General features: G+C 74.1%; 20 protein-coding genes, 1 tRNA gene and 1 pseudogene. 12 read left to right on the forward strand and 10 right to left on the reverse strand.

What is annotated here, in order from left to right; all coding sequences use genetic code 11:
- Nucleotides 1-149: 149 nt before the first annotated feature.
- Nucleotides 150-1,505 carry a P1 family peptidase gene (locus ACFVFR_RS24915; RefSeq protein WP_383705432.1) on the reverse strand — a complete coding sequence of 452 codons (1,356 nt, stop codon included), beginning with the start codon at nucleotides 1,503-1,505 and terminating at the stop codon, nucleotides 150-152.
- A gap of 340 nt (nucleotides 1,506-1,845) precedes the next feature.
- Between ACFVFR_RS24915 and ACFVFR_RS24920 the strand changes: the two genes are divergently transcribed.
- Both ACFVFR_RS24920 and ACFVFR_RS24925 read left to right on the forward strand, forming a co-directional pair.
- A complete protein-coding gene (locus tag ACFVFR_RS24920) occupies nucleotides 1,846-2,397 on the forward strand; it encodes an AMP-binding protein (protein ID WP_383705435.1) in 552 nt (183 codons plus the stop codon).
- 171 nt (nucleotides 2,398-2,568) lie between these two features.
- On the forward strand, nucleotides 2,569-2,754 hold the full coding sequence (locus ACFVFR_RS24925; RefSeq protein ID WP_383705437.1) for a hypothetical protein: 186 nt from the start codon (nucleotides 2,569-2,571) through the stop codon (nucleotides 2,752-2,754).
- Between the two features lie 106 nt (nucleotides 2,755-2,860).
- Here the strand turns inward: ACFVFR_RS24925 and mscL are convergent, their stop codons facing one another.
- The 6 genes and pseudogenes from mscL to ACFVFR_RS24955 all read right to left on the reverse strand — a co-directional run.
- Nucleotides 2,861-3,406, reverse strand: a complete 546-nt coding sequence (gene mscL / locus ACFVFR_RS24930; protein WP_383705439.1) for a large conductance mechanosensitive channel protein MscL — start codon at nucleotides 3,404-3,406, stop codon at nucleotides 2,861-2,863.
- A 114-nt stretch (nucleotides 3,407-3,520) separates the two neighbouring features.
- Nucleotides 3,521-4,231 carry a hypothetical protein gene (locus ACFVFR_RS24935; protein WP_383705441.1) on the reverse strand — a complete coding sequence of 237 codons (711 nt, stop codon included), beginning with the start codon at nucleotides 4,229-4,231 and terminating at the stop codon, nucleotides 3,521-3,523.
- Between the two features lie 588 nt (nucleotides 4,232-4,819).
- Entirely contained in the window at nucleotides 4,820-5,701 is an 882-nt protein-coding gene (locus ACFVFR_RS24940) for an S-methyl-5'-thioadenosine phosphorylase (RefSeq protein ID WP_383705443.1), read from the reverse strand.
- 450 nt (nucleotides 5,702-6,151) lie between these two features.
- Nucleotides 6,152-6,508 (reverse strand): FmdB family zinc ribbon protein, encoded by a 357-nt coding sequence (locus ACFVFR_RS24945; protein ID WP_383705445.1) that lies wholly within the window; start codon nucleotides 6,506-6,508, stop codon nucleotides 6,152-6,154.
- A gap of 66 nt (nucleotides 6,509-6,574) precedes the next feature.
- Nucleotides 6,575-8,002, reverse strand: a complete 1,428-nt coding sequence (locus ACFVFR_RS24950) for an MFS transporter (protein WP_383705571.1) — start codon at nucleotides 8,000-8,002, stop codon at nucleotides 6,575-6,577.
- Nucleotides 8,003-9,003: 1,001 nt separating this feature from the next.
- Nucleotides 9,004-10,458: pseudogene (locus ACFVFR_RS24955) on the reverse strand (potassium/proton antiporter); the annotation flags it as partial.
- A 311-nt stretch (nucleotides 10,459-10,769) separates the two neighbouring features.
- Here ACFVFR_RS24955 and ACFVFR_RS24960 point away from each other — a divergent pair.
- Entirely contained in the window at nucleotides 10,770-13,541 is a 2,772-nt protein-coding gene (locus tag ACFVFR_RS24960; RefSeq protein ID WP_383705448.1) for a penicillin acylase family protein, read from the forward strand.
- Nucleotides 13,542-13,740: 199 nt separating this feature from the next.
- On the opposite strand, the gene ACFVFR_RS24965 is transcribed toward ACFVFR_RS24960, so the two are convergent.
- Nucleotides 13,741-14,355, reverse strand: coding sequence for a 5-formyltetrahydrofolate cyclo-ligase (locus ACFVFR_RS24965; RefSeq protein ID WP_383705450.1), 615 nt, complete (start codon nucleotides 14,353-14,355; stop codon nucleotides 13,741-13,743).
- A 100-nt stretch (nucleotides 14,356-14,455) separates the two neighbouring features.
- On the opposite strand from ACFVFR_RS24965, the gene galU reads away from it, so the two are divergent.
- The 7 genes from galU (at nucleotide 14,456) to ACFVFR_RS25000 (ending at nucleotide 20,769) form a co-directional block, all read left to right on the forward strand.
- Nucleotides 14,456-15,358: a UTP--glucose-1-phosphate uridylyltransferase GalU gene (gene galU, locus ACFVFR_RS24970; RefSeq protein WP_383705452.1), complete on the forward strand. Its 903-nt coding sequence runs from the start codon at nucleotides 14,456-14,458 to the stop codon at nucleotides 15,356-15,358.
- 4 nt (nucleotides 15,359-15,362) lie between these two features.
- Complete coding sequence (gene glp, locus ACFVFR_RS24975; protein ID WP_383705455.1) at nucleotides 15,363-16,697, forward strand: gephyrin-like molybdotransferase Glp; 1,335 nt, start codon at nucleotides 15,363-15,365, stop codon at nucleotides 16,695-16,697.
- A 245-nt stretch (nucleotides 16,698-16,942) separates the two neighbouring features.
- The gene (gene moaC / locus ACFVFR_RS24980; RefSeq protein WP_383705458.1) at nucleotides 16,943-17,428 is read left to right on the forward strand and encodes a cyclic pyranopterin monophosphate synthase MoaC; all 486 of its coding nucleotides are present in this window, start codon (nucleotides 16,943-16,945) and stop codon (nucleotides 17,426-17,428) included.
- A complete protein-coding gene (locus ACFVFR_RS24985; RefSeq protein WP_383705460.1) occupies nucleotides 17,425-18,051 on the forward strand; it encodes a molybdenum cofactor biosynthesis protein B in 627 nt (208 codons plus the stop codon). The genes moaC and ACFVFR_RS24985 overlap by 4 nt, the downstream gene beginning before the upstream one ends.
- A 14-nt stretch (nucleotides 18,052-18,065) precedes the next feature.
- A complete protein-coding gene (locus ACFVFR_RS24990) occupies nucleotides 18,066-18,671 on the forward strand; it encodes a GNAT family N-acetyltransferase (protein ID WP_383705463.1) in 606 nt (201 codons plus the stop codon).
- A 150-nt stretch (nucleotides 18,672-18,821) separates the two neighbouring features.
- The gene (gene glpR, locus ACFVFR_RS24995; RefSeq protein WP_383705465.1) at nucleotides 18,822-20,603 is read left to right on the forward strand and encodes a gephyrin-like molybdotransferase receptor GlpR; all 1,782 of its coding nucleotides are present in this window, start codon (nucleotides 18,822-18,824) and stop codon (nucleotides 20,601-20,603) included.
- 92 nt (nucleotides 20,604-20,695) lie between these two features.
- A tRNA-Ala gene (locus tag ACFVFR_RS25000) sits at nucleotides 20,696-20,769 on the forward strand.
- 134 nt (nucleotides 20,770-20,903) lie between these two features.
- On the opposite strand, the gene ACFVFR_RS25005 is transcribed toward ACFVFR_RS25000, so the two are convergent.
- A complete protein-coding gene (locus tag ACFVFR_RS25005; RefSeq protein WP_383705467.1) occupies nucleotides 20,904-21,275 on the reverse strand; it encodes a signal peptidase I in 372 nt (123 codons plus the stop codon).
- Between the two features lie 281 nt (nucleotides 21,276-21,556).
- Here ACFVFR_RS25005 and ACFVFR_RS25010 point away from each other — a divergent pair, with 281 nt between their 5' ends.
- Nucleotides 21,557-22,054 (forward strand): MarR family winged helix-turn-helix transcriptional regulator, encoded by a 498-nt coding sequence (locus ACFVFR_RS25010; RefSeq protein ID WP_383705469.1) that lies wholly within the window; start codon nucleotides 21,557-21,559, stop codon nucleotides 22,052-22,054.
- A gap of 323 nt (nucleotides 22,055-22,377) precedes the next feature.
- Here ACFVFR_RS25010 and ACFVFR_RS25015 read toward each other — a convergent pair whose 3' ends face one another.
- Nucleotides 22,378-23,973, reverse strand: coding sequence for an amidase family protein (locus ACFVFR_RS25015; protein WP_383705472.1), 1,596 nt, complete (start codon nucleotides 23,971-23,973; stop codon nucleotides 22,378-22,380).
- Nucleotides 23,974-24,779: 806 nt separating this feature from the next.
- On the opposite strand from ACFVFR_RS25015, the gene ACFVFR_RS25020 reads away from it, so the two are divergent.
- Entirely contained in the window at nucleotides 24,780-25,691 is a 912-nt protein-coding gene (locus tag ACFVFR_RS25020; protein WP_383705573.1) for a LysR family transcriptional regulator, read from the forward strand.
- Nucleotides 25,692-25,725: the final 34 nt, after the last annotated feature.

Raw genomic sequence — 25,725 nt, forward strand, 5'->3', positions numbered from 1 at the left:
GGTCTGGTGGGTTCGTTTATGTTTTTAAGAGACTGGGCTGTGGCTGTGTGGTGGTCGTGGGGGGTGGGCCCCCCTCCCCCCTCCCCTCCCCCCTCCCCACCCACCCCCGCCCCTCTCCCCGATGGCGCGCGGCCCTTCGGGGCCGTGGCTTAGGGGCCCTGCGCCGCGTACAGGTCTCGGTACGACGGGAAGACGCCTCCGGGTCCGTCGATGCTCTCGGCCGCGAGCATCGCGTCGACGACCGCCCGTGTCAGTACGTCCGCGCCGGCGGCCAGGATCTCGTTGAGCGCTCCGGCTCTCAGGTGGACTCCGAAGGCCGGGTCCACGGCGGTGTCGCGGCTGGTGGCGGCTTGGGCCGTTTCGGTGTCGGTTGCCGGGTCGTTCACCAGCGGTCGGTCGCCTGTGGCCAGGGCGAACACGGTGTCGCCGTCGGAGAGCAGGTGGACCGGTCGTACGGCGCGGGCCAGCCCGTCGTGTGCGGTGCCCGCCAGTTTCTGCGCCTGGGCGCGGCTCAGGGCGGCGTCGGTGGCCACGACGGCGAGCGTGGTGTTCAGGGGCGGGTGCACGGAGGCGGCCGAGCGCCGTGCGGATTCGTTTCGTGCCTCCTGTAGTCGGCGCTGGGCTTCGAGGTGCCGCTCCCGTGACACGGTGGCGTCGGCTGGTGCTGGTCCGCCGCTCCCGCGCTGGTCGCCGGCCCGGTGGTCGCCTGGTCGCGGGCCGTCTCTTCGTTGGCCACCTGTGCGTTGGCCGCCCGGGCGGTGGTCGTCCGTGTGTCGGGTGTCCGTGGGTTGCCGCTCCTCGTCGTACGGGGGGTGCTGGGCGAAGAGGGTGCCGTACAGCCGGCCCGTGGTCGGGTCGACCGGGGAGCCCGCCGCGTTGACGGCGACGAGCGCGGCGACGGTGATGCCGGAGGGCAGCACCACGCTGGCGGTGCCGATGCCGCCCTTCAGCCCGCCGGCCACCGCTCCTGTCCCGGCGCCGACGTTGCCCCGCGTGGGGCCTACCGGCCCGCCGTCGTGGGCGGCGGCGACGGCCTCCCGGCCGAGGCCGGCGTCCGGTCGGGACCGCCAGTCGCCGCCGCGCCCCAGATCGAACAGTGCGGCGGCCGGGACGACCGGCACCACCTGGGCCGGCTCCGGGCCGACCCGGAACCCACGGCCGCGCTCCTCCAGCCACGCCACGACGCCGGACGCGGCGTCCAGCCCGAAGGCACTGCCTCCGGTCAGCACGACGGCCTCCACCTGCTGCACCAGATTGCGTGGATCGAGCGCGTCGGTCTCCCGCGTGCCCGGCCCGCCGCCCCGTACGTCGACCGCGGCCACCACGCCACCGCGCGGCGCGAGCACGACGGTGGTGCCGCTCAGCCATCCCGAGCCCCGTCGCTGGGCGTGCCCCACCCGCAGCCCCCGTACGTCCGTCAAGGCGTCGTGCGGGCCGGGCCGGGGCGCGGCCCGCGCTGTCGTGGTGCTCTTCGGATCGGTCCCCGCGTCGTCAGCGTCCACCATGAGCTCATGCGTATCACGCGGGTCACGCGGGGGCGGGTGCGCGTCGAGCCGGTGGGCACGGGCCCGTGGCCGCGCGTCCTCGGGGCCGCCGTCCGCCGGGCCTGGCGGGCTCGTGCGCCTGTCGACGGGCGAGCCTGGATGTCCCTTCCCGGGGGAGAACCCGCGGTTACCCGGTGCGGCGGCGGGACCTCGGGGTAGCGTGGCCGGCGGCGGTGAATATGCCGGGCAACGGCCCGTGAGCAGGGTCAACGGGAGTGTCAAAGGCTGCTGGCACCACATCTGACGTGCGCGTATAGCGTTCGTTGATTGGACGTCAACGTCAGCCCGCGACTCTTTTCTCATGTTCGCCGTATCTGACACCACCGCACCAGCCGCCGCCACCACTCCGCCTCCCGCCATGACCACGCCGGGGGCCGTATCGAGTGGTTCGGGGGAACCGGTGGCGTTGCGCTGGGTCGGCGAGCAGGGGCGGGCCGAGGAGTTCACGCATACGCAGCTCCTCGACCAGGCGACCCGGGCGTCAAGCATGCTGACCGAGCTTGGCGTCAGGTCCGGAGACCGGGTGGCAGTGATGTTGCCGCTGGTGCCGGAGTCGGTCGTCACGACGCTCGCCTGTGGCCGACTCGACGCGTCCCGTGTCTCGCTGCCCATGAGGGAGCCGGTGGGAGCCCTGCGCGAGCGGATCAGGGAGTCCGGTGCACGCGTGCTGATCACCGTGGATGGGGTGCTACGGGATGGGCGCGCGTACGGGTTGAAGACTGCGCTCGACCGGGCGCTGACGGGATGTCCCGAGGTCAGGGCGGTGCTTGTCGTGCACCGACTGGGGCTTCCGGTCCGTTGGGTTGCGGGCCGGGACCACTGGTGGCACGAGAGCCTGGCCGCCACTCGGTAGATCGAGGGCCACATCACAGGGGCAGGCCGAGACGATCCTGCCCCGCCGCGTTCCGCGGCTGCCGGTTGGGGGACCGGCAGCCGCAACGCGGTCGGCACCGAGCATCGCTCCGGCACGGGGGACCGGAGCGATGCTCGGTGCCCTGCTGTGTGCCGGACGTACCCTGGAGGCATGAGTACCGCCCCCGCCTCTGAACCGCGCGATCCGGCTCCCGCGCTGATCTTCGACGATCCGCTGGCGCAGCGATCCTCGGACGATACGGACCAGGGGTGGGGCGAGCGGACTCCAAGGGCGGGCGAGGACGGCGCCGCCGACCTGGCCCGCTTTCTCGACGAGAAGCCGCCCCACCATCTGTGAGAGAACCCGGGGCGATGGGGCGGCCGCATCGCTGTCCCTCCCGGCCGCCCACGGGGGACGCCGCTGACGACGCCCCGTGGCGCGCGGGCGAGGCGGGACGGACCGCCTAGCGCTCGGTCGGCGCCGGCCCCGTGTCCGTACCCTCGTCGTCCGCACCGGCGGAGGAGGGTGCGGCGGGATTCGACCCCCCGCGCTGGGCGACCAGCACGTCGCGGATCTCGCGCAGCAGCTCCACCTCGCTGGCCTCCGCCTCGGCGTGCTCCACCTCGGCCTGCTTCTCCTTGGCTGCCTTGCGCGCCAGGTAGCGCGACATGGGCAGCACCATCAGGAAGTACACGACCGCCGCCGTGATGAGGAACGTCAGGGTGGCGCTGAGCACCGTGCCCCACATGATCGGGACGCCGCTGACCACGTCGCCCGCCTCGTTCGTCTCGCACGGGCCCTTGAGACAGGAGCTGTACCTGTCGAGGTCCTTGGTGCCGAACGCGCCGACAAGCGGGTTGATGACGCCCTTCACCACCGAGTTCACGACATTGGTGAACGCGGCGCCGATGACGACGGCTACTGCCAGATCGATGACGTTGCCGCGCATCAGGAAGGCCTTGAAGCCATCCAGAACGCTCTGCTTCTCCTCGGTCGCCGTACTGCTCACGGCCGCGCCTCTTTCCACTATCGGATTTCCAGATTCCGCAACTTATGGCACGGCGGAGCAGCGCTGTCCAATCCGTCCACTCGAATCCGTGAGTTGACAGCACACGGGCACGAATCATCGTTGCACCACCGCCAGGCGCGCGGTCAGGCCGGCGCTGACCAATGTCGTCGCGGTCTCCCGTGGCACCGAGAGCACCACGAGCGCGCCGTCGCCCGGGGCCGTCTCGTGTGGTCTCGGCACGTCGACCACACGGGCGGCGCGCGCCACCAAGCGGGGGCCGACGGAGGCATCGCGCGCGGAACCCGCCCGCCGGGCGGGCCGGTCCGGGGCCGCGCCCTCGGCCTCGGGTGAGCCGTCACCGGCCGGGCTGCCAGCTGGCCCGTCAGCCGTGTCGCGCGGTCCCGTCTCTGGCCCCGTCACCGGCTGGCCCGCCCAGTCAGCGGCGGGCTCGGCGGCCAGCACGTCCACCAGGTCGCCCCGGCGCAGCAGTCGTACGACGCCCGCGTCGGCGATCCGCACCGGCGCCGCCCGCAGGTCCGCCGGCGAGCCCTGGCGCACTCCGGAAGCTGGGCCCGGCGAGTCGCTCGGGGGCGACGAGGCGCCAGGGGCCCGCACGTCAGCCACGCGGGGCGGGGTGTTCGCCTCCGGCCGTGGGGTGGCGGGGGAGGAGCCACCGGCGCGTTCGTCGCCCGCCGGGCTCGCGGCGATGGCCGCGGCCAGGACGGCCGTGGCCACGAGGCCCAGGGCCGCCACGCGTCGTCGCTTGCGCAGCACGCGGTGCAGTCGGTGCCAGCGGGCCCGGCGTACACGCACCGGCTCGAACAACGGGACACCACGTGGCACGGGGGTGGCCCGGTCGCGCCCGGGCGTGATGTCCGGGTGCTGAGGAGAGTCGGGACGGGGAGCTGAGGGGACGTACGCGGACATGTGAGAACACCACCTGCCGTGCGGAGTTGCGGAGTCGTGGCCCTGTGGCCGCAGACCCCACGGTGCACGTGGTGGGCAGATCGTGCTGGCGGCTGTGGACGGCCATCATGCTGTGAACAACTCCGTCACCCGTCCGAGTCACCCCAGCATCCGCGCCCCGGCCACTCCGCGCCCCGGCCACTCCGCGCCCTGGCCACTCCGCACGCGCCGCTGGCGAGCGCCAGTGGGGGAGCCGCCCGAGCGCGTACCGTTCGACGCCCGGCCCGCCGCCGCCCCAACGCGCCCGCACCGTAACCCGGTTGAAGCTCGCGTACGCCGGCGGTCACCACCGAGCCCCCGATCACGCCCCGGTCGGCCACACACCCCGGTTGGCCGGCCGCGCCCGGCGTTCAACCCGCCCCGCCCCGGACCGGAACCGACCCAGGCCAACCCAACTCCACTTGACCCCAGGCCAACCCGGGCCCCACCTCAGCCCCCCGCGCGGCGTTACGGCAGGTCGATGCCCAGGTCGCGACCCCCGTGGGGGTCCGCGCACTCGCAGGCCCGCTCGTCGGTGGTCGGGAGGGCGGCGACCGCGTCGAACAGCACCTCGCGCAGCCGGCCCACGTTCGCCGCGAAGACCCGCATGACAGCCTCGTGGGATACGCCTTCGCCCGCCTCCGTGCCCGCGTCCAGGTCGGTGACCAGGGTCAGGGACGTGTAGCAGAGCGCGAGTTCGCGGGCGAGTACCGCCTCCGGGTGGCCGGTCATGCCGACCACCGACCAGCCCTGCGCGGCGTGCCAGCGCGACTCCGCGCGGGTCGAGAAGCGCGGGCCCTCGACGACGACGAGCGTCCCGCCGTCCACGGGTTCCCACGCGCGCCCGCGCGCCGCCTTCAGCGCCGCCTCGCGCCCCGTGGAGCAGTACGGGTCGGCGAAGGTCACGTGGACCACGTTGGGTCGGGGCCCGCCCGCGGAGAGGGGCTCGCCGTCGAAGTACGTCTGGGCGCGGGCCTTCGTGCGGTCCACCACCTGGTCGGGTACGAGCAGGGTGCCGGGGCCGTACTCCGGGCGCAGGCCGCCGACCGCGCACGGGCCGAGCACCTGGCGTACGCCCACGGAGCGCAGTGCCCACAGGTTGGCGCGGTAGTTGATGCGGTGCGGCGGCAGATGGTGCTCGCGGCCGTGCCTGGGCAGGAACGCGACGCGCCGCCCGGCCACCTCGCCGAGGAAGAGCGAGTCGCTGGGGGCGCCGTAGGGCGTGTCCACGGTGATCTCGGTCACCTCGTCGAGGAAGGAGTAGAACCCCGATCCGCCGATGACCCCGATCTCCGCCAGGGGCGCGGTTCGCGGTGCGGGCAACGGTGTTGTGCTCTGCGTCTCGGCCATGCCGTCACCCTAATGGCGCCCCGTACGGGTCGTGCCAGGACCCCGGCACGTCCCGTAGGGGGTCTACGAGCCGGCCGCTCGCGCACTCCCCTCGCCACCTCGTGCACCCTGCGCAGGGCACCTCGCGCGCGCCCGGCCGTACTGGCGCGACCCCGTACGGCCGCGAGCCTGTGCGCCAGGGCCCCCTGTGCGTCAGGGCCACGCATCTGTACGTCAGGGCCACCCTTCTACGTCAGGGCCACGCACGTCTGTCAGGGCCGGGCCCGCCCCACCCCAGCCCGCGCCCGGGCTCCCCGCGTACGCCCCGCCTCCCCGCGAGCGCCAGGGCTCCCGCGCGCCCGGGTCGGCGCGGCGTGGGCGGCCCGGCGTGGGCGCTCGTATGACAAAGCCCCCGCTCGCCTCGGGTGGAGGCGGGCGGGGGCTTCGTGGAGGTCTGCGGGGCGCGGCGCGTCAGGCGGCCGTGGTGCCCTTCGACGTCGTGGACGTGCTGCCGCTCGACGTGCTCGTGCTCTTCGTCGACGAGGACGAGGACGAGGAGTCGGACGACGAAGACGAGGACGTCGTCGACGAGGACGCGTCCGAGCCGCTCTTCGTGGATTTCGAGGAGCTCGGGGTGCTGCTGGAGGAGGCGCTGCGGCTGTCGGTCCGGTAGAAGCCGGAGCCCTTGAACACGACGCCGACCGCCGAGAACACCTTCCGCAGGCGTCCCTGGCAGCTCGGGCACTCCGTAAGCGCCTCGTCGCTGAACTTCTGCACCGCTTCAAGGCCCTCGCCGCAGGCGGTGCACTGGTACTGGTAGGTCGGCACGTGATCCTCCTGGCACTCTCACTCAATGAGTGCTAACGACGCTCCATAGTGCAGCATTCCGCGGCATCAGTCCACCGGGACGGCCTCGCGGTGACCGACCCCACGTGTGGAGCCGCTCACCACCTGGCCCGTGGACGGGGTGGCGAGGTGCTCGCGGAGCAGCAGCAGGGTGACCAGGGCCAGGCTTGTTCCGGCCAGGGGCACCACGAACCCGGCGCTCGGTCCGAAGCCGTCCGCGAGCTGGCCGGCGGCGGTCGCCGCGCCGGCCTGGCCGAGCGCCACCGCACCGGTGAGCCAGGTGAACGCCTCGGTGCGCGCGGTCGCCGGGACCAGGGTGTCCACCAGCGTGTAACCGGTGATCAGTGCGGGTGCGATGGTCAGTCCGACCAGCAGCCCGAGCGCGCCCAGCAGCGGCACCGCGTGCACCGCCCACAGGGCGGAGGTGGCCAGCGTGAGCAGCGGGTAGGCGATGAGCAGCCGCTGCCGTGGGCTGCGCCGCCAGCTCAGGGCGCCGCAGACGATTCCGGCCACCATGTTGCCGGCCGCGAAGACGCCGTAGAGGACGCCGTTGATGCCGGGCCGGCCGATCTCCTCCGTGAAGGCGGTCAACGAGACCTGAAGGCCCCCGAAGACGGTGCCGATGCCGAGGAAGACCACGGCCAGGACGCGGACGCCCGGCACACCGAGGGCCGAACCGGCCGGCCGTCGCGCCCCGGTGCCGCCCGGCCCGGCAGCACCCGAGTCCCGCGCCCCGGCCCCCGCGCTCCGCGCCCCGGCCTGCACGCCCCGCGCGGCCGAACCCGCGCCCCGCGCCCGTATCCAGCGCACCGCCGCGCGCGGCACCCGCGTACGCGAGCGGCTCGGCGCCCCCGCCCCCGTACGCGGGTGGCTCGGGGCCGGCTGGGTGTGGCGCTGGGCCGCGAACAGCAGCCCGCCGACGAGCGTCAGGGTGGCCTCGGCGACCAGCCCCGCGGCCGGGTGCGCGCCGGTGCACAGCGCGGTGGTCAGCACCGGGCCGATCACGAAGGTGAACTCGTCCGTCACCGACTCGAAGGCCGCCGCCGTCGTCTGGAGCGATGCCCGGCCCCCGCCGGCCGCCCCGGCCGCGTCGGCGCCCAGCAGCGCTCCCCAGCGGGCCCGCACCATCGGCCCCACCTGGGGCACCGAGGCGCCGGCCGGAACGGCCGCCAGGAACAGCGCCCACAGGGGCGCGCCGCCGAGCGCCAGCGCCGTCAGCGTCGCCACCGAGACGGCGTGCGTGATCACTCCGGGGACCAGCACGGCCGCCTGCCCGAAGCGGTCCGCGAGCCTGCCGCCCTGCGGCGCGAAGACCGCCATCGACACACCGGCCGTGGCCGACACCGCGCCGGCTATGCCGTACGAGCCGCTGGTGTGCTGGACGAGCAGGACGATGCCGATGGTGAGCATCGCGAACGGCTGCCGCGCCGCGAAGCCGGGCAGGACGAACGACCAGGCCCCCGGGGTCCGCAACAACTGCCGGTAGCCGGGCTTGCCCGCCCGCTCCGCCCCGCCCCGTCGACGCGTGAACCAGCGGCGCGGGCCCCGTGCCGCGCCGGCCGCCGGGGAGCGACCATCACCCCCGGAGCCGTGGGCGACGCCGTCGCCCGCCGCGTCATCCGCCCGGCCCCGCACGACGGACACTCCGCCGGAGCCGGAGCCGGAGCCGGAGCCGGAGCCGGAGCCGGGCTCGGACTCTGGGCCGGGCTCGCCCGCGACGCGCTCGCTCGCCGGGTCACCTGTCGAGCCCCGAGGGGGAACCCCGCCCGTCGAGCCCTCCGTGGCGGGCACGCCCGCCGCCCCGCGATCCTCCGGGGAGGACTCACGCGCGCGGTCGGCGCCCCCTACGGGAGAGCCGTGCGGCACACCGCGCGCGGCGCGCTCGGCGCCGCGCGCGGGGGGTGGGAGTGGGAGCGGGCCCGTCGGGGCGGGGGTGGGGGGCCCGTCGGCCGGTTCGGGGGAGACCGTGGACACCACGGCCCTGGCCTTTCCACCGCCTGGTAGCACACCGTGGGTACGCCACGGAGTGCCGAGAGCTGTCCTCTCGCGCATGACCGTGGTAGATACCGGACCGGCCGCCGTGCGGTCGCGCCAGCTCTGCGTCAGACAGAGTTGGTCGGTTATTGCCTATGAGCGTCCATGTTATCGACAGGTTTTCGCATGGCGTTCGGGCTGTGATCAAGCTCATCCCGAACGTGGTCGCCGGGCGTCGCGCTCGCGCCGTGCGGGGTGCCGGGGGTCGGCCCCGGGGAGCCCGTCGTGCCACCGCCGTCGCGCCCCGCCGCCGACGTGCGCCCCACGTCGGCGGCGCGCCCCCCGTCGGAGCCGGGCCCCGCCGTCGACGTACGCCCCGCGCCGCGCGCCCGGGAGTCACCTCGGTCGCCGGCCGTGCCGCCGTCCCGGCGCCGCCAGGGCCACGGTGGCCAGGCGGACGGGGGGCCAGCGCGGCGGGCCGGCGCCGTGGGGGCGGTGGCCTCGCCGCCCGTGCCGAGCCAGTCCGCCAGCTTGCCGCCCCGGCTGACCGCCCGCAGCCGCCGTTCGGCCGCGTCGCGGACCGGGTCGGTGGTCACCACCAGCAACTCGTCGCCGCTGCGCAACACGGTCGCGGGGCCGGGCACGAAGCTCTCGCCGCCCCGGACGACCAGCGTCACGGCCGCGCCGGCGGGCAGCCGCAACTCGCTGACCTCCACGCCGTGCATGCGTGAGCCCTTCGGAATGGTCAGCGACAGCAGGTGCCCGCGCAGCCGCTCCAGCGGTGCCGACTCCACCCCCAGGTCCGCGGTCAGTTCCGAGTCACCCAGCCGAAGCCACTTGGCCAGCCAGGGCAGCGTCGGGCCCTGCACCAGCGTGTAGACGATGACCAGCACGAAGACGATGTTGAAGACCCGCTGGCTCTGCGGGACCTCGGCCACCATCGGGATGGTGGCCAGCACGATGGGCACCGCGCCGCGCAGCCCGGCCCAGGACAGCAGCGCCTTCTCCTGCCAGGCGGTACGGAAGGGCGCCGTGCTGACCAGAACCGACACCGGTCGTGCCACCGCCGTCAGGACCAGGCCCACCACCAGGGCCGGCACGATGTCGTCACCCAGTTCGTGCGGCGTCACCAGCAGGCCGAGCAGGACGAACATGCCGATCTGGGCGATCCAGCCGAGCCCTTCGGCGAAGCCACGGGTGGCCGGCCAGTGCGGCAGCCGCGCGTTGCCCATCACCAGCGAGGCGAGGTAGACGGCGAGGAAGCCGGAGCCGTGGGCCAGCGCGCCACCGGCGTAGGCGACGACCGCGATCGCCAGCACCGCGATCGGGTACAGGCCCGAGGCGGGCAGCGCGACATGCCGCAGGCCGTAGGCGCCGAGCCAGCCGATGGCCAGTCCGATCGCCGCGCCGATGGCCAGTTCCAGGGCGATCTCGCCGATCAGGACGTACCAGTGCTCGATCGGTCCGGACGCCGAGAAGGCGACGACCAGGATCACCACCGGCGCGTCGTTGAAGCCGGACTCGGCCTCCAGCGCGCCGGTGAGCTTGGAGGGCAGCGGCACCTTGCGCAGGACCGAGAAGACGGCCGCCGCGTCGGTGGAGGAGACCACGGCTCCTATGATCAGGGACTGCTTCCAGTCGAGGCCGACCAGGTAGTGCGCCCCGGCCGCGGTGACCCCCACGCTCACCGCGACGCCGACCGTGGAGAGCATGGCGGCCAGCGGCAGCGCGGGCTTCACCTCTCGCCACTTGGTGCCCAGACCACCCTCGGCGAGGATGACCACGAGCGCCGCGTAGCCGATGACCTGGGTCAGTTCGGCATCGTCGAAGGCGACGCCGACCAGACCGTCCTGGCCTATGGCGACGCCGATACCGAGGTAGATGAGCAGGCTTGGCAGCCCGCTGCGGGATGACAGGCGCACGGCGGCCACGGCGACCAGCAGGACCAGCGCGCACATCAGCAGGAGTTCGTTGAGGTGGTGAACAGTCAGGGGCCGACCCTTTCACGAGGATTTCGACCGAAACGCTTGACCCCGGCCGACCGGAACTTCATTGCCTTACCTAACATTTTACGGGTTCTTAACGCCCTGAATCGAGGTGGGGGCGGCGCCAACTGTTCGTCCGCGCCGGTTCGCCCTGATCGGCGGCGGTCGCCACGCCCGCTCGCCTGCCCGATCGCCCGCCACTGACTCCGCGTAGGGGAGCCGCCCGCGCTCCGGCTACGGTTGCTCCAGCACTCCAGGTCCACCCTGCCCCTCGAAGGACAGCGATGCCCTCCCGCGAAGAATCGACCGCCCCTTCCGGCAAGAAGAAGAGGAAGAGGCGGCGCGCCCGTCTGATCGTGATCGCAGTCGTGCTGGCGCTCGTGGCGGGTGTCGGCTACGGCGTGTTCTGGAGTATCAGTACGGTGCGCGCCTCGTTCCCCGAGACCACCGGCTCGATCCAGATCGACGGCATGACGTCCCCGGTCCAGGTCAAGCGGGACGGCAACGGCATCCCGCAGTTGTACGCGGACACCTCCGAAGACCTCTTCCGCGCTCAGGGCTTCGTCCAGGCCCAGGACCGGTTCTGGGAGATGGACGTACGGCGCCACCTGACGGCCGGGCGACTGTCCGAGATGTTTGGTTCCGACCAGGTCGAGACCGACGCGTTCCTGCGCACCCTGGGCTGGCGGAAGATCGCGCAGCGCGAGTACGACACCAAGCTGTCGGCCGAGACGAAGAAGTACCTCACGGCGTACACGGCGGGCGTCAACGCCTACCTCGCCGACCACGAGGGCGAGGAGCTGTCGGTCGAGTACGCGGCGCTGAACTTCGAGAACGACTACAAGCCGCAGAAGTGGGACCCGGTCGACTCGGTCGCCTGGCTCAAGGCCATGGCCTGGGACCTGCGCGGCAACATGCAGGACGAGATCGACCGCTCGCTGGCCAGCAGCCGGCTCAGCGCGCGCCAGATCGAGGACCTGTACCCCAGCTACCCGTACGACAGGAACCGCCCGATCGTCGACCGGGGCACGGTCAACCCGCTCACCAAGGAGTTCGACCCCAAGGGGCGCAAGGAGCAGCCGGTCGGGTCCCAGACGCCCGTCGGGGGCGCGAACACGGGCCTGGGCCAGGGCCTCCAGAGCGGCCTGTCCTCGCTCTCCAAGACGCTGGACGAGATCCCCGCGCTGCTGGGCCCGAGCGGCAACGGCATCGGCTCCAACTCGTGGGTCGTCTCCGGCCAGCACACCACCACCGGCAAGCCGCTGCTGGCCAACGACCCGCACCTGGCGCCGCAGATGCCCTCGCTCTGGTACCAGATGGGCCTGCACTGCAACCGGGTCAGCCCCAAGTGCGCCTACGACGTCGCCGGCTACACCTTCTCCGGCATGCCCGGCGTGGTCATCGGGCACAACGCGGACGTCGCCTGGGGCATGACCAACCTGGGCGCCGACGTCTCGGACCTGTACCTGGAGAAGGTCACCGCCGACGGCTACCTCCGCGACGGCAAGCAGCAGCCCTTCACCACCCGCAAGGAGACCATCAAGGTCGCCGGCGGCAAGGACCGCACGATCACCGTGCGGGCCACCGGGAACGGCCCGATCGTCTCCGACCGCGAGGACGAACTGGAGTCGGTCGGCAAGAAGGCACCGGTCCAGGACGCGGCCCCGGACCGTGGCGAGGGGTACGCCGTCTCGCTGCGCTGGACCGCGCTGGAACCCTCCAAGACGATGGACGCGGTCTTCAAGCTGAACCGGGCCAGCGACTTCACCCAGTTCCGCGCCGCCGCCGCCGACTTCGCCGTCCCCTCGCAGAACCTCATCTACGCGGACACCAAGGGCAACATCGGCTACCAGGCGCCCGGCCGGATCCCCACCCGGGGCAAGGACAAGAACGGCAAGGCCATCGACGGCCGCTACCCCGCGCCGGGCTGGGACTCCGCCTACGCCTGGACCGGCTACATCCCGCAAGAGGCCCTGCCCTACGAGTACAACCCCAAGCGCGGCTACATCGTGACCGCCAACCAGGCCGTCATCGACCGCGAGCGCTACCCGTACCTGCTCACCAACGACTGGGGCTACGGCGCGCGCAGCCAGCGCATCACCAGCCTCATCGAGTCGAAGATCAAGGACGGCGGCAAGGTCTCCACGGACGACATGCAGTCGCTCCAGATGGACAACTCCAGCGAGATCGCCAAGGTGCTCACCCCGTACCTGCTCAAGATCAAGATCAAGGACGGGTACGTCCGCGAGGCGCAGGACCTCCTCAAGGGCTGGGACTACACGCAGGACGCCGACTCGGCCGCCGCCGCGTACTTCAACGCCGTCTGGCGCAACACCCTCAAGCTCGCCTTCGGCAACAAGCTCCCCAAGGAGCTGCGGGTCAAGGACCAGTGCCTGCGAGTGCGGCCCGCCGGCGACACCGGGCCGGTCGAGGACCTGGACGACGACAGCGACCTGATCACCGAGTGCGGCGAGCGCGACCGGGACGCGGCGCAACCCGACGGCGGCGACCGCTGGTTCGAGGTCGTGCGGGGCCTGCTCAAGGAGCCGAACAACGACTGGTGGCACACCGGCGGCAACCGAACCCGGCGCGGCACCGACAACCGCGACGAACTGCTGGCCCGCGCCCTGCGCGACGCCCGGTACGAGCTGACCTCCAAGCTCGGCAAGGACATCGACACCTGGAGCTGGGGCCGTCTGCACCAGCTCACGCTCAGGAACCAGACCCTGGGCACCAAGGGCCCCGGCCTCATCCAGTGGATGCTCAACCGTGGCCCGTGGAACCTCAGCGGCGGCGAGGCGGCCGTCAACGCCACCGGCTGGAACGCGGCCGGCGGCTACGAGGTGGTGTGGGTCCCGTCCATGCGCATGGTGGTCAACCTCGACAACCTGGACAAGTCCCGCTGGATCAACCTCACCGGGGCCTCCGGACACGCGTACCACAAGCACTACGACGACCAGACGAGCAAGTGGGTCAAGGGCGAGATGCTCGACTGGGCGTTCAGCGACAAGGCCGTGGACGAGGCGACCGACGACAAGTTGGCCCTCACCCCCTGACGCCGCCCCCGCGCGCCCGACCGGGCCCGCCCCCACCCCGCAGGTCAGCGGCGTGGAGGCGGGCCACGGCCGGGCGGCGGGCGCCGCCTCCGGTGAGCGCCGGTGCGGCCGGATCCGACCGGTCGCATCGGCGCTCACGCGTGCGGGCCCACCCCCGACGGGCGGGGCGGGCGTCCACCGGGCGCGCGAACGGGGTCGCTCAGCACTCCGGCGGGCGGAACCTGCGCACGCCCTCGGGCGTCACCACGGCATGGACCGCCCGATCGTGCGGGTCCCGGGGGACCCGCTCCAGCACCTCATCGGCGTACAGCAACACCACCAGCGCCGGGCTCGCCCCCGCGCTCTCCAACCGGGCCAGCACCCGGTCGTAGCTGCCACCGCCGCGCCCCAGCCGCACCCCACGCCCGTCCACGGCCAGCCCCGGCAGCAACACCGTGTCGGCCGCGAGCACCGCCTCGGGCCCCAGGCGCGGGCCCGCCGGCTCCCACAGGTCGATCTTGCCGGCGTGCGCCACGCGCGCCAGGCTCTCCGGGCCCGTGTACACCGCCCAGTCCAGGTCGTTGTCCGCCAGCAACACCGGCAACAGCACCCGCGTCCCGCGCTGGCGCAACACCTCCAGCAATGCCCGCGTGCCCGGTTCGCCCCCCACCGAGACGTACGCCGCCACCGTCCGCGCCGCGCTCAACTCGGACAACTCCAGCGCGTGCCGTACGAAACCGGCCGCCGTCGCCTCGACGTCATCTGGGGTCAACCTGGACCTCATCGCCAGGAGGTCTCGCCGCAACGCCCGCTTACTACCGTCGGCCCTGTCCATGGCACGTATAAACCCCTCGTTTGTGCTGCTCCTGTGACGCCTCGGGTCATATTTCGCAGGTCAACATGATCTGCGCAAAAGCACCGGTAGGGTGCTCCGCATGACTCCATCACGCACTCGGATCAGCAAGGCTGTCATCCCCGCCGCCGGCCTGGGGACCCGCTTCCTTCCGGCCACCAAGGCCACCCCCAAGGAGATGCTGCCGGTCGTCGACAAGCCCGCGATCCAGTACGTGGTCGAAGAGGCCGTCAGCGCCGGACTCTCCGACGTCCTCATGGTCACCGGCCGTAACAAGCGCCCCCTGGAAGACCACTTCGACCGCAACTACGAACTCGAAGAGGCGCTGCGCCGCAAGAAGGACGAGTCCCGACTCGCCCGCGTCCAGGAGTCCAGCGACCTGGCCACCATGCACTACGTCCGCCAGGGCGACCCCAAGGGCCTGGGCCACGCCGTGCTGTGCGCCGCGCCGCACGTGGGAGACCAGCCCTTCGCCGTACTCCTGGGCGACGACCTCATCGACCCCCGCGACCCGCTGCTCTCCCGCATGATCGAGACCCAGGAGCAGCACGGCGGCAGTGTCGTGGCCCTGATGGAGGTGGACCCGGCGCAGATCCACCTCTACGGCTGCGCCGCCGTCAAGGCCACCGACGCGCAGGACGTCGTCCGCGTCACCGACCTGGTCGAGAAGCCGGACGCCGCCGACGCACCCAGCAACTACGCCGTCATCGGCCGCTACGTCCTGGACCCCGCCGTCTTCGAGGTCCTGCGCACCACCGAGCCCGGCCGGGGTGGCGAGATCCAGCTCACCGACGCCCTCCAGGCGCTGGCGGCCAACGAGACCCTCGGCGGCCCCGTCCACGGCGTCGTCTTCCAGGGCCGCCGCTACGACACCGGGGACCGTGGCGACTACCTGCGTGCCATTGTCAGACTCGCGTGCGAACGTGAGGATCTGGGTCCGGACTTCCGCGCCTGGCTTCACCGTTACGTCACCGAGGAGATGTAGCCCGTTGAGCAGCACCGCCGAACCGGCCACCCGCAGACCCGAGCGCACCTGGCTGGTCTCCGAGCACCTCGACGACGTCCTTGGCCGACTGCGCCCGCTGGACCCCATCGAGCTGCGCCTGCCGGACGCGCAGGGCTGCGTCCTGGTGGAGGACGTCACCGTGCCCGTGGCCCTGCCGCCCTTCGACAACAGCTCGATGGACGGCTATGCCGTGCGGGTGGCCGACGTGGCGGGCGCCAGCGAGGAGTTCCCGGCGGTCCTGGCCGTCATCGGCGACATCGCGGCCGGCAGCGGCCAACTTCCCCACGTCGGGCCGGGGGAGGCGGCCCGCATCATGACCGGCGCGCCGCTGCCGCCCGGCGCCGAGACGGTGGTGCCCGTGGAGTGGACCGACGGCGGCAGCGGCGGCGGCCCCGCCAGCGGCATGCCCGCCCACAGCGCCGCCCCCGAGCACGCCGGCGGCCAGGTGCGGGTGCACCGGCCGGCGCCCGAGCGGGCCCACGTGAGGGCCAGGGGCAGCGACGCGGGCGTGGGCGAACTGGCGCTGCGCGCCGGCACCGTGCTCGGCCCCCCGCAGATCAGCCTGCTGGCCGCGATCGGCCGGGGCACCGTGCGCGTCCGGCCCCGCCCGCGCGTGGTCGTCCTGTCCACCGGCAGCGAACTCGTCCCGCCCGGCCAGCCGCTGGGCCCCGGTCAGATCTACGACTCCAACAGCTTCGCGCTGGCCGCCGCCGCCCGCGACGCCGGAGCCATCGCCTACCGCGTCGGCGCCGTCACCGACGACGCCGCCACGCTGCGGGCCACCATCGAGGACCAACTCATCCGCGCCGACCTGCTGGTCACCACCGGCGGTGTCAGCGTCGGCGCCTACGACGTGGTCAAGGAAGCCCTGAGCGGCCCCGACGACGACAGCGACGGCGTGGAGTTCCGCAAGCTGGCGATGCAGCCGGGCAAGCCGCAGGGGTTCGGCTTCGTCGGCGACGGGGACGGCGGCCGGGACCGCGCCCCCCTGCTGGCCCTGCCCGGCAACCCGGTCAGCGCCTACGTCTCCTTCGAGCTGTTCGCGCGCCCCGCCATCCGCACCCTGATGGGCGTCGACCCCGTCCACCGCACCGTGGTCACCGCCGTCTGCCCCGAAGGCGTGCCCAGCTCGCCCGCCGGCCGCCGCCAGTTCCTGCGGGGCCGCTACGACGCGGACGCCAACGCCGTCACGCCCGTCGGCGGCTCCGGCTCCCACCTGGTCAAGGCCCTCGCCCACGCCAACGCGCTGATCGTGGTGCCCGAGGAGACCACCTCCCTGGAGCCCGGCGAGAGCGTGAACGTCGTCCTGCTCGACTGAACGCCACCGGCCAACCGACCCGGCGAGCCGAAGGGGCCGGGCCCCGACGGTCGCCCCGACCGGGCCGGCCCGGGGAGCGCGCGTCGACGAGGTCGCGTGAGCCGGCGGGGCCGCACCGCCGGCGCCACCCGGCCCGGCGGTGCGGCGGGCCGCGCTACCACGGGGCCCCGTTCGGCGGGTGGTTGCCGCGCTGACCCACCGGCCCGGCCGGTACGGTGGCTGCCCCAGGACCGACCGGGAGAACGATGAGCAGCGCCCAGGACCACCTCACCCACCTCGACGACGCGGGCGCGGCACGCATGGTCGACGTCTCGGCCAAGGCCGTCACCGCGCGTACCGCCACCGCCAGCGGCCGGGTGCTCGTCACACCGCGCGTGATCGCCCTGCTGCGCGGCGACGGCGTGCCCAAGGGCGACGCCCTGGCCACCGCGCGGATCGCGGGCATCATGGGAGCCAAACGCACCCCCGAACTGATCCCGCTCTGCCACCCGCTGGCCGTCTCCGGCGTCCGGGTGGACCTCTCCGTCGCCGACGACGCGGTGCTCATCCGCGCCACGGTCAAGACGACCGACCGCACCGGCGTGGAGATGGAGGCCCTGACGGCTGTCACCGTCGCCGCGCTGACCGTCATCGACATGGTCAAGGCCGTCGACAAGGCCGCCGTCATCACCGACGTCCGGGTCGAGGAGAAGTCCGGCGGCGCCTCCGGCGACTGGAGCCGTACGTCATGACCACGACCCCACCCGCCGCCGGCCACCCCGAACAACCCGCCCCGCCCCGCGACCCCGCCCCGCCCACCGGAGCCCCCGACGAGCGCCTCCACGACGACCGGCCGCGCTACCGGGCCCTGGTGGTCACCGCGTCCCAGCGCGCCGCCGCCGGCGTCTACCCCGACAAGGGCGGTCCGCTGCTCGCCGAGGGGCTGGCCGCGCTGGGCTTCGCGGTCGACGGCCCGCGCGTCGTGCCGGACGGCGACCCGGTGGGAACGGCGCTGCGCGAGGCGGTGGCCGCCGCGTACGACGTGGTCGTCACCACCGGCGGCACCGGCATCGCGCCCACCGACCGCACCCCGGAGATGACACGCGCCGTCCTCGACTACGAGATCCCGGGCATTCCCGAGGCGCTGCGCGCCGAAGGGCTGGCGAAGGTACCGACGGCCGCGCTGTCCCGGGGCCTGGCGGGCGTCGCCGGCACCACCCTGATCATCAACCTGCCCGGTTCCTCGGGCGGCGTCCGCGACGGCCTGACGGTCCTGGGCCGCCTCCTGACCCACGCCGTGGACCAGCTGCGGGGCGGCGACCACCAGCGCCCCGCCGAGCCCGTGCCCGACGGGTCGGTCGGGAGCCCGCGCTGAACGCCACGTGGCCGGTGGCGCTGGTGGACGGCCCCACGACCCTGCGCCCGATAAGGCTGCGCGACCAGCGCGCCTGGCGTGACGTCAACCGTCGCAACCGCGAGTGGCTGCGCCCCTGGGAGGCGACGATCCCGCCGCCCCCGCCCGGCGGGCCGCTCGCCCAGCGGCCGACGTACCGGCAGATGGTCCGTCACCTGCGCGCCGAGGCGCACGCCGGCCGGATGCTGCCCTTCGTCGTGGACTATCAGGGACGGCTGGCCGGCCAGTTGACGGTCGCCGGGATCACCTGGGGCTCGATGTGCTCGGGCCACATCGGCTACTGGGTGGACAAGGCCGTCGCCGGGCGCGGTGTCATGCCGACCGCGGTGGCCCTCGCCGTCGACCACTGCTTCCGGTCGGTCGGGCTGCACCGGGTGGAGGTCTGCATCCGACCGGAGAACGTCCCCAGCCGCCGCGTGGTGGAGAAGCTGGGCTTCCGCGAGGAGGGGCTACGCCCCCGCTACCTGCACATCGACGGCGCCTGGCGGGACCACCTGGTCTACGCGTTGACGGCGGAGGAGGTGCCGGAGGGGCTGCTGAGCCGGTGGCACCGGATGACTCCGGGCGCCTCACCGATATAGAAGAGACATTCGATAAGGGCCACATTTTGAACACATTTGCCGGTCACTCGTCGCATCAATCACAAAAAAAGCTTGAGATATGAGCCAGATCGTGCGACACACCGCGCCAATTGGCGGATCGGCCCACTCCGCTCCCTCTACCGTGTCACCGTGAGCAGCAGCGGCCTCATCTACGCAGTCATCGTCGGGGCCTGGGCCGCCTATCTGGTGCCCATGTGGCTCCGCCGGCAGGACGAACTCAACGACGCCCGCCCCACGGAGCGCTTCAGCACCGCCATCCGGCTGTTGTCCGGCCGAGCGGCCATGGAGCGGCGCTACGCCAAGGGGCTCGACGTCGAAGGGCTTCCGGGGGCCGCGTCCGACGATGCCCACGCGCCCCGGCGCACGGCGGCCGACGCCGATCCGGGACCGGCGGCCCAGGGCCGCGACGAGGCCGGAGCCGTCGGTCCGGACGACGAGACCGACGTCGTCGATGTCCGCGCCTTCGCCCAGCCCGCGACGATGAGCGTCACCGTCACCGACGCGCTGAGCGTGGACCCGGCCGTCGCCTACCCCGCCGTCCCGCTCGCCGACGCCCCGGCCGAGCCGGCGGCACGCGCGGCCGAGCCAGGGGCCGGCCCCCCCGGCCGGCCGGGCGCCGCCGGCGCGGACGACGGCCCCGCCGAGCGCTCCCGGCGCGCCAAGGCGCTGGCCCGCCGCCGGCGCACCACGGTCATCCTCTTCCTCGCCTTCACGATCGGCGCGGTCGTCGCCGCGGTCGGCGGCGTCGCCTTCCTCTGGGCCCCGGTGGGCCCGGCCGCGCTCCTCAGCGCGTACATCGTCTACCTGCGGGTGCAGGAACGCCGCCGCTTCGCGTTCACCATGGACCAGCGCCGCGCGGAGCTGGCCGCCCAGCGGCTGCGTGAGCAGCGCGGGCGCGCGGTGCCCGGCCCGGCCCGGCCCGCCGCGCCGGGCCCCCAGCCAGGCGAGGGCCCGACCGGCGGGCCCGACCCCGACCGTGGCCCCACCCCCGACCGAGGTCCCGACCGCCCCGCCGCGCCGCGTCCCGCCGTGGACCGATCCGCCCCCGAGCGGCGTGGCCCCGACCGGCCCGGCCCGGAACGCCGCGGGCCCGAGCGCCGTGGGCCGGCCCGCCCGGCCGTCGAGCGCGACCCCGCCGTCCGCGCCCAGGCCCCTGGCGGCGAACCGTCGCGCGTCCCGGCGAGCGGCCCGGGAACGCCCCGCCCGTCATCCGGCGCGGACCCCGCCCGCCGCCGCCCACCCGGCGCGGGCATGCCCCGCCAGCCCGCCGGCCCCACCGACCAGCCCCGCCCCCCGGCGCCCGGCGACACCCCGCCCGGGCAGCCGCCGTACGAGGCCGAGCGCGGCGCGCGCCGTCCCCCCACCGACGACCCGACCCGACGGCCCCAGGACCCGGCCCGCCGGGCTCCCGACGACGCGCCGGCCCGGCGCGCCCAGGGCGGCGACCCGGGGCGGCGCGGCCCGGGCGAGGGAGCGGCCCGGCGCGCGCCTGGTGACGCCACCGCGCCACCCCCCGTGGCGCGCTCCGCGCACGCCGCCGACCGCAGGGCCCTGGTCGAGCAGACCGACCACGCGGAGTGGGTGGACGAGCGGGAACGGGAGCGCGGCGGAGCGACGGGCGAGAGCTGGGACCCGATCCCGGTGCCGCTGCCCACCTACGTCACCGCGCCGGTCGCCCCCCGCGCGCGAGCGGACGCCGATCTCGGCGCCCCCGACGGCTGGAGCCCGGCCCGCTCCAGCGCGGCCGAACCCACCGACGCCCCACCCGAGCCCGTCACCCCCACCGACGTCGAGCCGAGCCCCCCTCCCGGCTCCGGCCCACCCCCACGTCGCCCGACCCGCGACCGTGGCCGCACCCCGCTGTTCGACCAGTACGCCGACGAGCCGCACCCCCGCGCGGCCAACGAGTGACGCCCGCCCCGCCCACCACCACCGTCACTGACCAGCGCGGGAGCGGATTTCCAAGCACCCCGATGGGGATGCTAGAGTTTCACTCGTTGCAAGGGCCTGTGGCGCAGACTGGTAGCGCACCTCGTTCGCATCGAGGGGGTCAGGGGTTCAAATCCCCTCAGGTCCACCGCAGCAGCTTCTCCGGGGTCATCCCGAAGGGGTTCGTGAAATCCCGTCCGATCTGGTGATCGGGCGGGATTTCGGCGTTTCCGGGGGCCGGTTCGCGTGCGAAGCCCCGCGACGGTCGTCGCGGGGGCCGCGCTACGGGGCTGTCGGCACCTTGTAGCCGGGGACGGAGGGCCAGCGGACCGTGAGGACCACGGACTCCTCTTCGGCCCGCCAGGAGTGGTCGACGCCTCGCCCCCACACGACGTAGTCGCCCTGCTCGGTCAGGAGGACGCTGCGGCCGGGCAGTTCCACGCGGAAGCGCCCGCTGATGAGGACCAGCAGGGCGGTGCGTTCCTCGCCCGTCACCCACTGGGCCCGCTCGTCGCCCGGCGGGTGCACGCCCCACTTGATCTCCACGTCCTCGCTGTGCCGTGGATCGGAGGCGTCCTTGAAGTGCCCCAGCAGCCATCCCCGGTCCAGGGACGCGTCCTTGCCGGCATGGCCCACGTACACGCTCTCGGTCATGGCTCCGGAAGGTAGCAGGCGGCCCGCGTCGGCACGTGGGGTGGCCACCCCCGGCACCGGTCGGCGGGTTCCGGGGCGTGCCGTCACCGGCCCTCGGGGTCCGGGGCCGACGCCACCAGGAGTCCCTGCGCGACGCGACCCGCCGGTCCGCGTCGACCGGGCCTCGGGAGTGTCCAGTCGCCCGGCGAACTCCCGGCCGTGCCCGCGCGACACGGGGCGGGGCGAGGGAGCGTTGGTATCTTCGACGGTGGGCGTTTCAGGTGGTTGAGGGGAGTCGACTCATGGCGCGCAGCGGTAACGCCGGGCAGGGTGGGGTGCCCCCGCGCCCCCGGGAGGACTTCCTCATCGCCGAGCGGTCCGGGTATCTCCTGCACAAGGCCGCGCTGTCGCTGGTCGACGACGCCGAGCGGGCCCTGGAGACGGTCGGCATGCGCACGCGGTACTTCTTCGTGCTGGCCGCGCTGGCCGGCGGGCCCGAGCTCTCGCAGCAGGACCTGAGCCGGCTGCTCAACCTCGACCCGACCACGGTCGTGACGGTCATCGACGAGATGGAGCGCAACCAGCACGTCGAGCGTCGGCGTAACCCGCTCGACCGGCGGCGGTACAACCTGCTGCTCACCGACACCGGTCGGGCCGCGCTGGCGGGGGCGGACGGTGTGGTCACCGAGGTGGAGACGGCCTTCTTCGGCATGCTCGACGACGCCGAGCGCCGGGTGCTGCGCACGATGCTCGACCGGATGCTCGCGGGCCGCTGGCCCGCGTCGGTGTGCGGCGACTGAGCCACGCCCCTCGGACCAGGACGAACGGGGCCGGCTTTGGCCGTAACCGGTGCGTGCGCCGCCCCGTGGGACGCGCCCGCCGGTAGGCGGCGGGTACGTGCGCCGCCGGGCGGCGGCCGGCCCCGGGTGGGGTCGGCCGCCGCCCGGGTGGGCGCCGGTGAGCGCGGGGCGCCAGGGCACGTGGGCTGACGAGCCGGGCGCGCGGGAACTCGTCCGCGCTGTCGGTACGTCCGGTACGTCCGGTACGTCCGCGCCCTGGGGTGACCGCGTCGTGGGGTGACCGCGTCGTGGGTGGCCGTGGCGTGCGGGTGCGTTTCGTGCGGTCAGCGGATGGGGGCCTGGCCCACCGTGGGCAGGTAGCGCGGGGCGCGCCAGGCGTCCAGGCGGTGCTCCACGGCGGCGCCCAGGGACAGCAGCTTGCCGTCCTGGCGGTCGCCGGTCATCAGGAGCAGGCCGACGGGGAGCTCCTCGGCGAAGCCGGCGGGCACCGAGAGCGAGGGGTACCCGGAGACGGCGGCGGGGGTGGAGGAGGGGATCACGTCGTTGTCGCCGCGCGCGCAGTCCGTGGTCCAGGCGGGCGGGTTCGTCGGCGAGGCGATGGCGTCCAGCCGGTGGGTGGCCAGCGTCTCGTCGATGGAGCGACGGGAGAGGTCCTTCAGCTCGGCGCGGGTGCGCAGGTACTCCGGGTCGGTGGTCGGCGGCGCGGCCAGGGCCTGCTCGAACAGTTCCTGTCCGGTGAAGCAGGTCTGCTCACCGGGGTGGGTGCGGTTGAACTCGATCAGCTCGGCCAGGTCGCGCGGGCCCTCGCGGGTGGCGAGGTAGGCGTCGATGTCCCGGTGGAACTCGCTCAGCAGGGCCGGGAACTCCAGCTCGGCCAGCCGGTCCTGGTACGGCGGGGTCACCTCGACGACCTCGGCCCCGGCCGCGCGCAGCTTCTTGGCCGTACGCACCATCAGGGCGTCCACCTTCGGGCCCAGCGTGGGCAGCCGCCACAGGCCGATGCGCTTGCCGCGCAGGTCACCGGGGTGGGAGGGGCGCGTGGCGGGGCTGTCGTGGCGGGCCGCGGCGTCGCCGCTGAGCACCGCGAGGGTGAGCGCCGTGTCGGTCACGTTGCGCGCCATCGGGCCCGCCGTGTCCTGTTCGGCGGAGATCGGCGCCACGCCGTCCCCGCTGACCAGGCCGAGGCTGGGCTTGAGGCCGACCACGCCGTTCATGCCGGCCGGACACACGATGGAGCCGTCCGTCTCGGTGCCGATGGCGACCTGGGAGAGCGAGGCGGCCAGCGCCGCGCCCGAGCCGGAGGAGGAGCCGCACGGGTTGCGGTCGAGCACGTACGGGTTGTGGGTCTGGCCGTCCACCGCGGACCAGCCCGAAGTGGGCTTGGCGGCGCGGAAGTTGGCCCACTCGGACAGGTTGGTCTTGCCCAGGATCACCGCCCCCGCCCGCCGCAACCGGGTCACCAGCGCGGCGTCGGTCTTCGGCGGGCTGTCGGCCAGCGCCAGCGAACCGACCGTGGAGGCGAGGCCGCGGGTGTCGACGTTGTCCTTGATGAGCACGGGGATGCCGTCGAGCGGGCCACGGGTGGTGCCGTTCCGGTGCCGGGCGTCGCTGGCGGCGGCCTGCCGGCGGGCGGTCGGGTCGGTCCGCAGTACCGCGTTGACCTTGGGATCGACGGTCTTGATCCGCCACAGGTACGCGTGGGTCAGCGCCGACGGGGTCAGCGAGCCGTCGGCCATGCGCGCCTGTAGCTCGGGGATGGTCACCGTGTCCAGATCGACCCCCAGTCTCGGGGGCGAGTCCACGGGTGGGGAACTGTCGGTGCCGCTCACGGCGGCCTGTGCGCCGGCGCCCGGGGCACCGGTCAGAAGCGACCCCGCGAGCATGGCGGTGATCAGCGTGACAACGCTCCTCTTCCTCATGGGGGTTAGCGGACTACAGCCCGGCGCCTCGACGCAAGAGCGCCACACGGCGCATGCGCCCCGTTGTGCGATTACCTTCACGCGCCCCCCAGAGGCGCCCCTAGTCACCGGCGCCCTGCGCGCCGGTTCGGGTCCTCCGCCGGAGTGCGTCGACCGCGTACCCGACGGCGCGTCAGATGGGTGTCGGGGTGGGCCAGGCGGTGCGGCGGGCGGTGTGGCGGTCAGCGCGTCGGCGCGTGCGGCAGGGGCTGGCGGCACGTCAGGCGGGTGCCCGCGCGGGGCCGGCGGTGCGTCGGGTAGGCGTCGGGAGTGGGGGCGAGTCGTGCGCCGGGTGCGTGCCGGCCGTGGGGCCGGCGGTGCCTCGGACGGGGGCGGGCGCGTAGCGGGCGGTGCGTTCGGGTGGCGCGGCCGGGGGCGTGCGGTGGGTGGCGCGGCGGATGGGCCGCGTGGGCGGCGGGGGCGTTGGTCTCGGCGCGTTCCCTGGTGCCGGCCGGCCCGTTCGCTGGACGGACGCCGCCCGTCGACCAGGCGGCCGGGAGGCTGGTCGGGTGGTCGGGTGGTCGGGGCAGGCTGCCGTCTGGCGGTCGAGCCCGGGCGCGGGGCGGCGCGGGGCGGCGCGTACGGTCGAGCCGAGGCCGGTGGCCCGGGGGTGGGCGCGGGGGCTCGGGGTGGTCGGCCACCAGGGCGGGTTCGGCGGTTCGGCGGCGCGCGGTGTCGGTGCGGGCTCCCTTCGGGTGAGGGGGCGGGGGCACGGCGGGTGGGTTTGACCGTGTCATGATGATCACGACGGCATGGCTGGGGGAGCGATGGACCTGCTGCAACTGCGCTACTTCCGGGCGGTGGCCCGCTTCGAGCACATCAGCCGGGCGGCGGAGGAGCTGCGCGTGGCCCAGCCCTCGGTCAGCCGCACCATCGCCCGCCTGGAGGCCGAACTGGGCACCGCCCTCTTCGACCGGCAGGGCCGCCGCATCCGGCTCAACCAGTACGGCGCGCTGTTCCTGCGCCACGTCGAGCGGGCGCTGAGCGAGCTCGACGACGCGCGACGGGCGGTGGCCGACGCGCGCGACCTGGGCCTGGGGCGGGTGAGCGTGGGCGCCGAGACGCTGCTGACCCTGGCCCGCGCGCTCGGCAGCTTCCACGCCGAGCACCCGGCCGCCGACGTACGGCTCTACCAGTTCAACGTGCCGGAGATGGAACGGGCGCTGCGGGCCGGGGACGTCGACTTCTGCGTCGCCTCCCAACCGCTGACCGGGGCGCGCCTGGAGCGCGTCGAGCTGGCGCGGGAGGAGGTGCTGCTCGTCGTGCCCCACGGGCACCGCCTGGCCGGTCGGCGGAGTGTGACGGTTCCCGAGCTCGCCCACGAGCCGTTCGTGGTCACCCGGCCCGGCAACTGGCCGCGTACGCTCCTCGACCGGCTGTTCGCCGCCGAGGGGCTCACCCCGTTGGTGGCCTGCGAGGCCGACGAGCCCGGGGCCAGCGGGGACCTGATCGGCGCGGGCCTGGGCATCGGGCTCGGCCCGGCGATGTCGCGGCACGAGGGGACGCGGGCCCCGGTCGACTGGGTCCGCGTCGACGCCCCCGACTGCTACCGGGTGCTGTCCCTGGTGTGGCACCGGGACGCCTATCTGTCCGAGGCGGCGCTGAAGTTCCGGTCCTTCGTGACCAGCAAGCCGTTCATGGAGCACCGGTTCCCGCACGCGACGCGGGCCGAGCCCTAGGGGATCGGCCCGCGCTGTCGGGGGCGTGCGCGGG

Origin of the sequence: Streptomyces sp. NPDC057702 (genome assembly GCF_042799315.1) — a bacterium.
Lineage (GTDB): Bacteria > Actinomycetota > Actinomycetes > Streptomycetales > Streptomycetaceae > Streptomyces.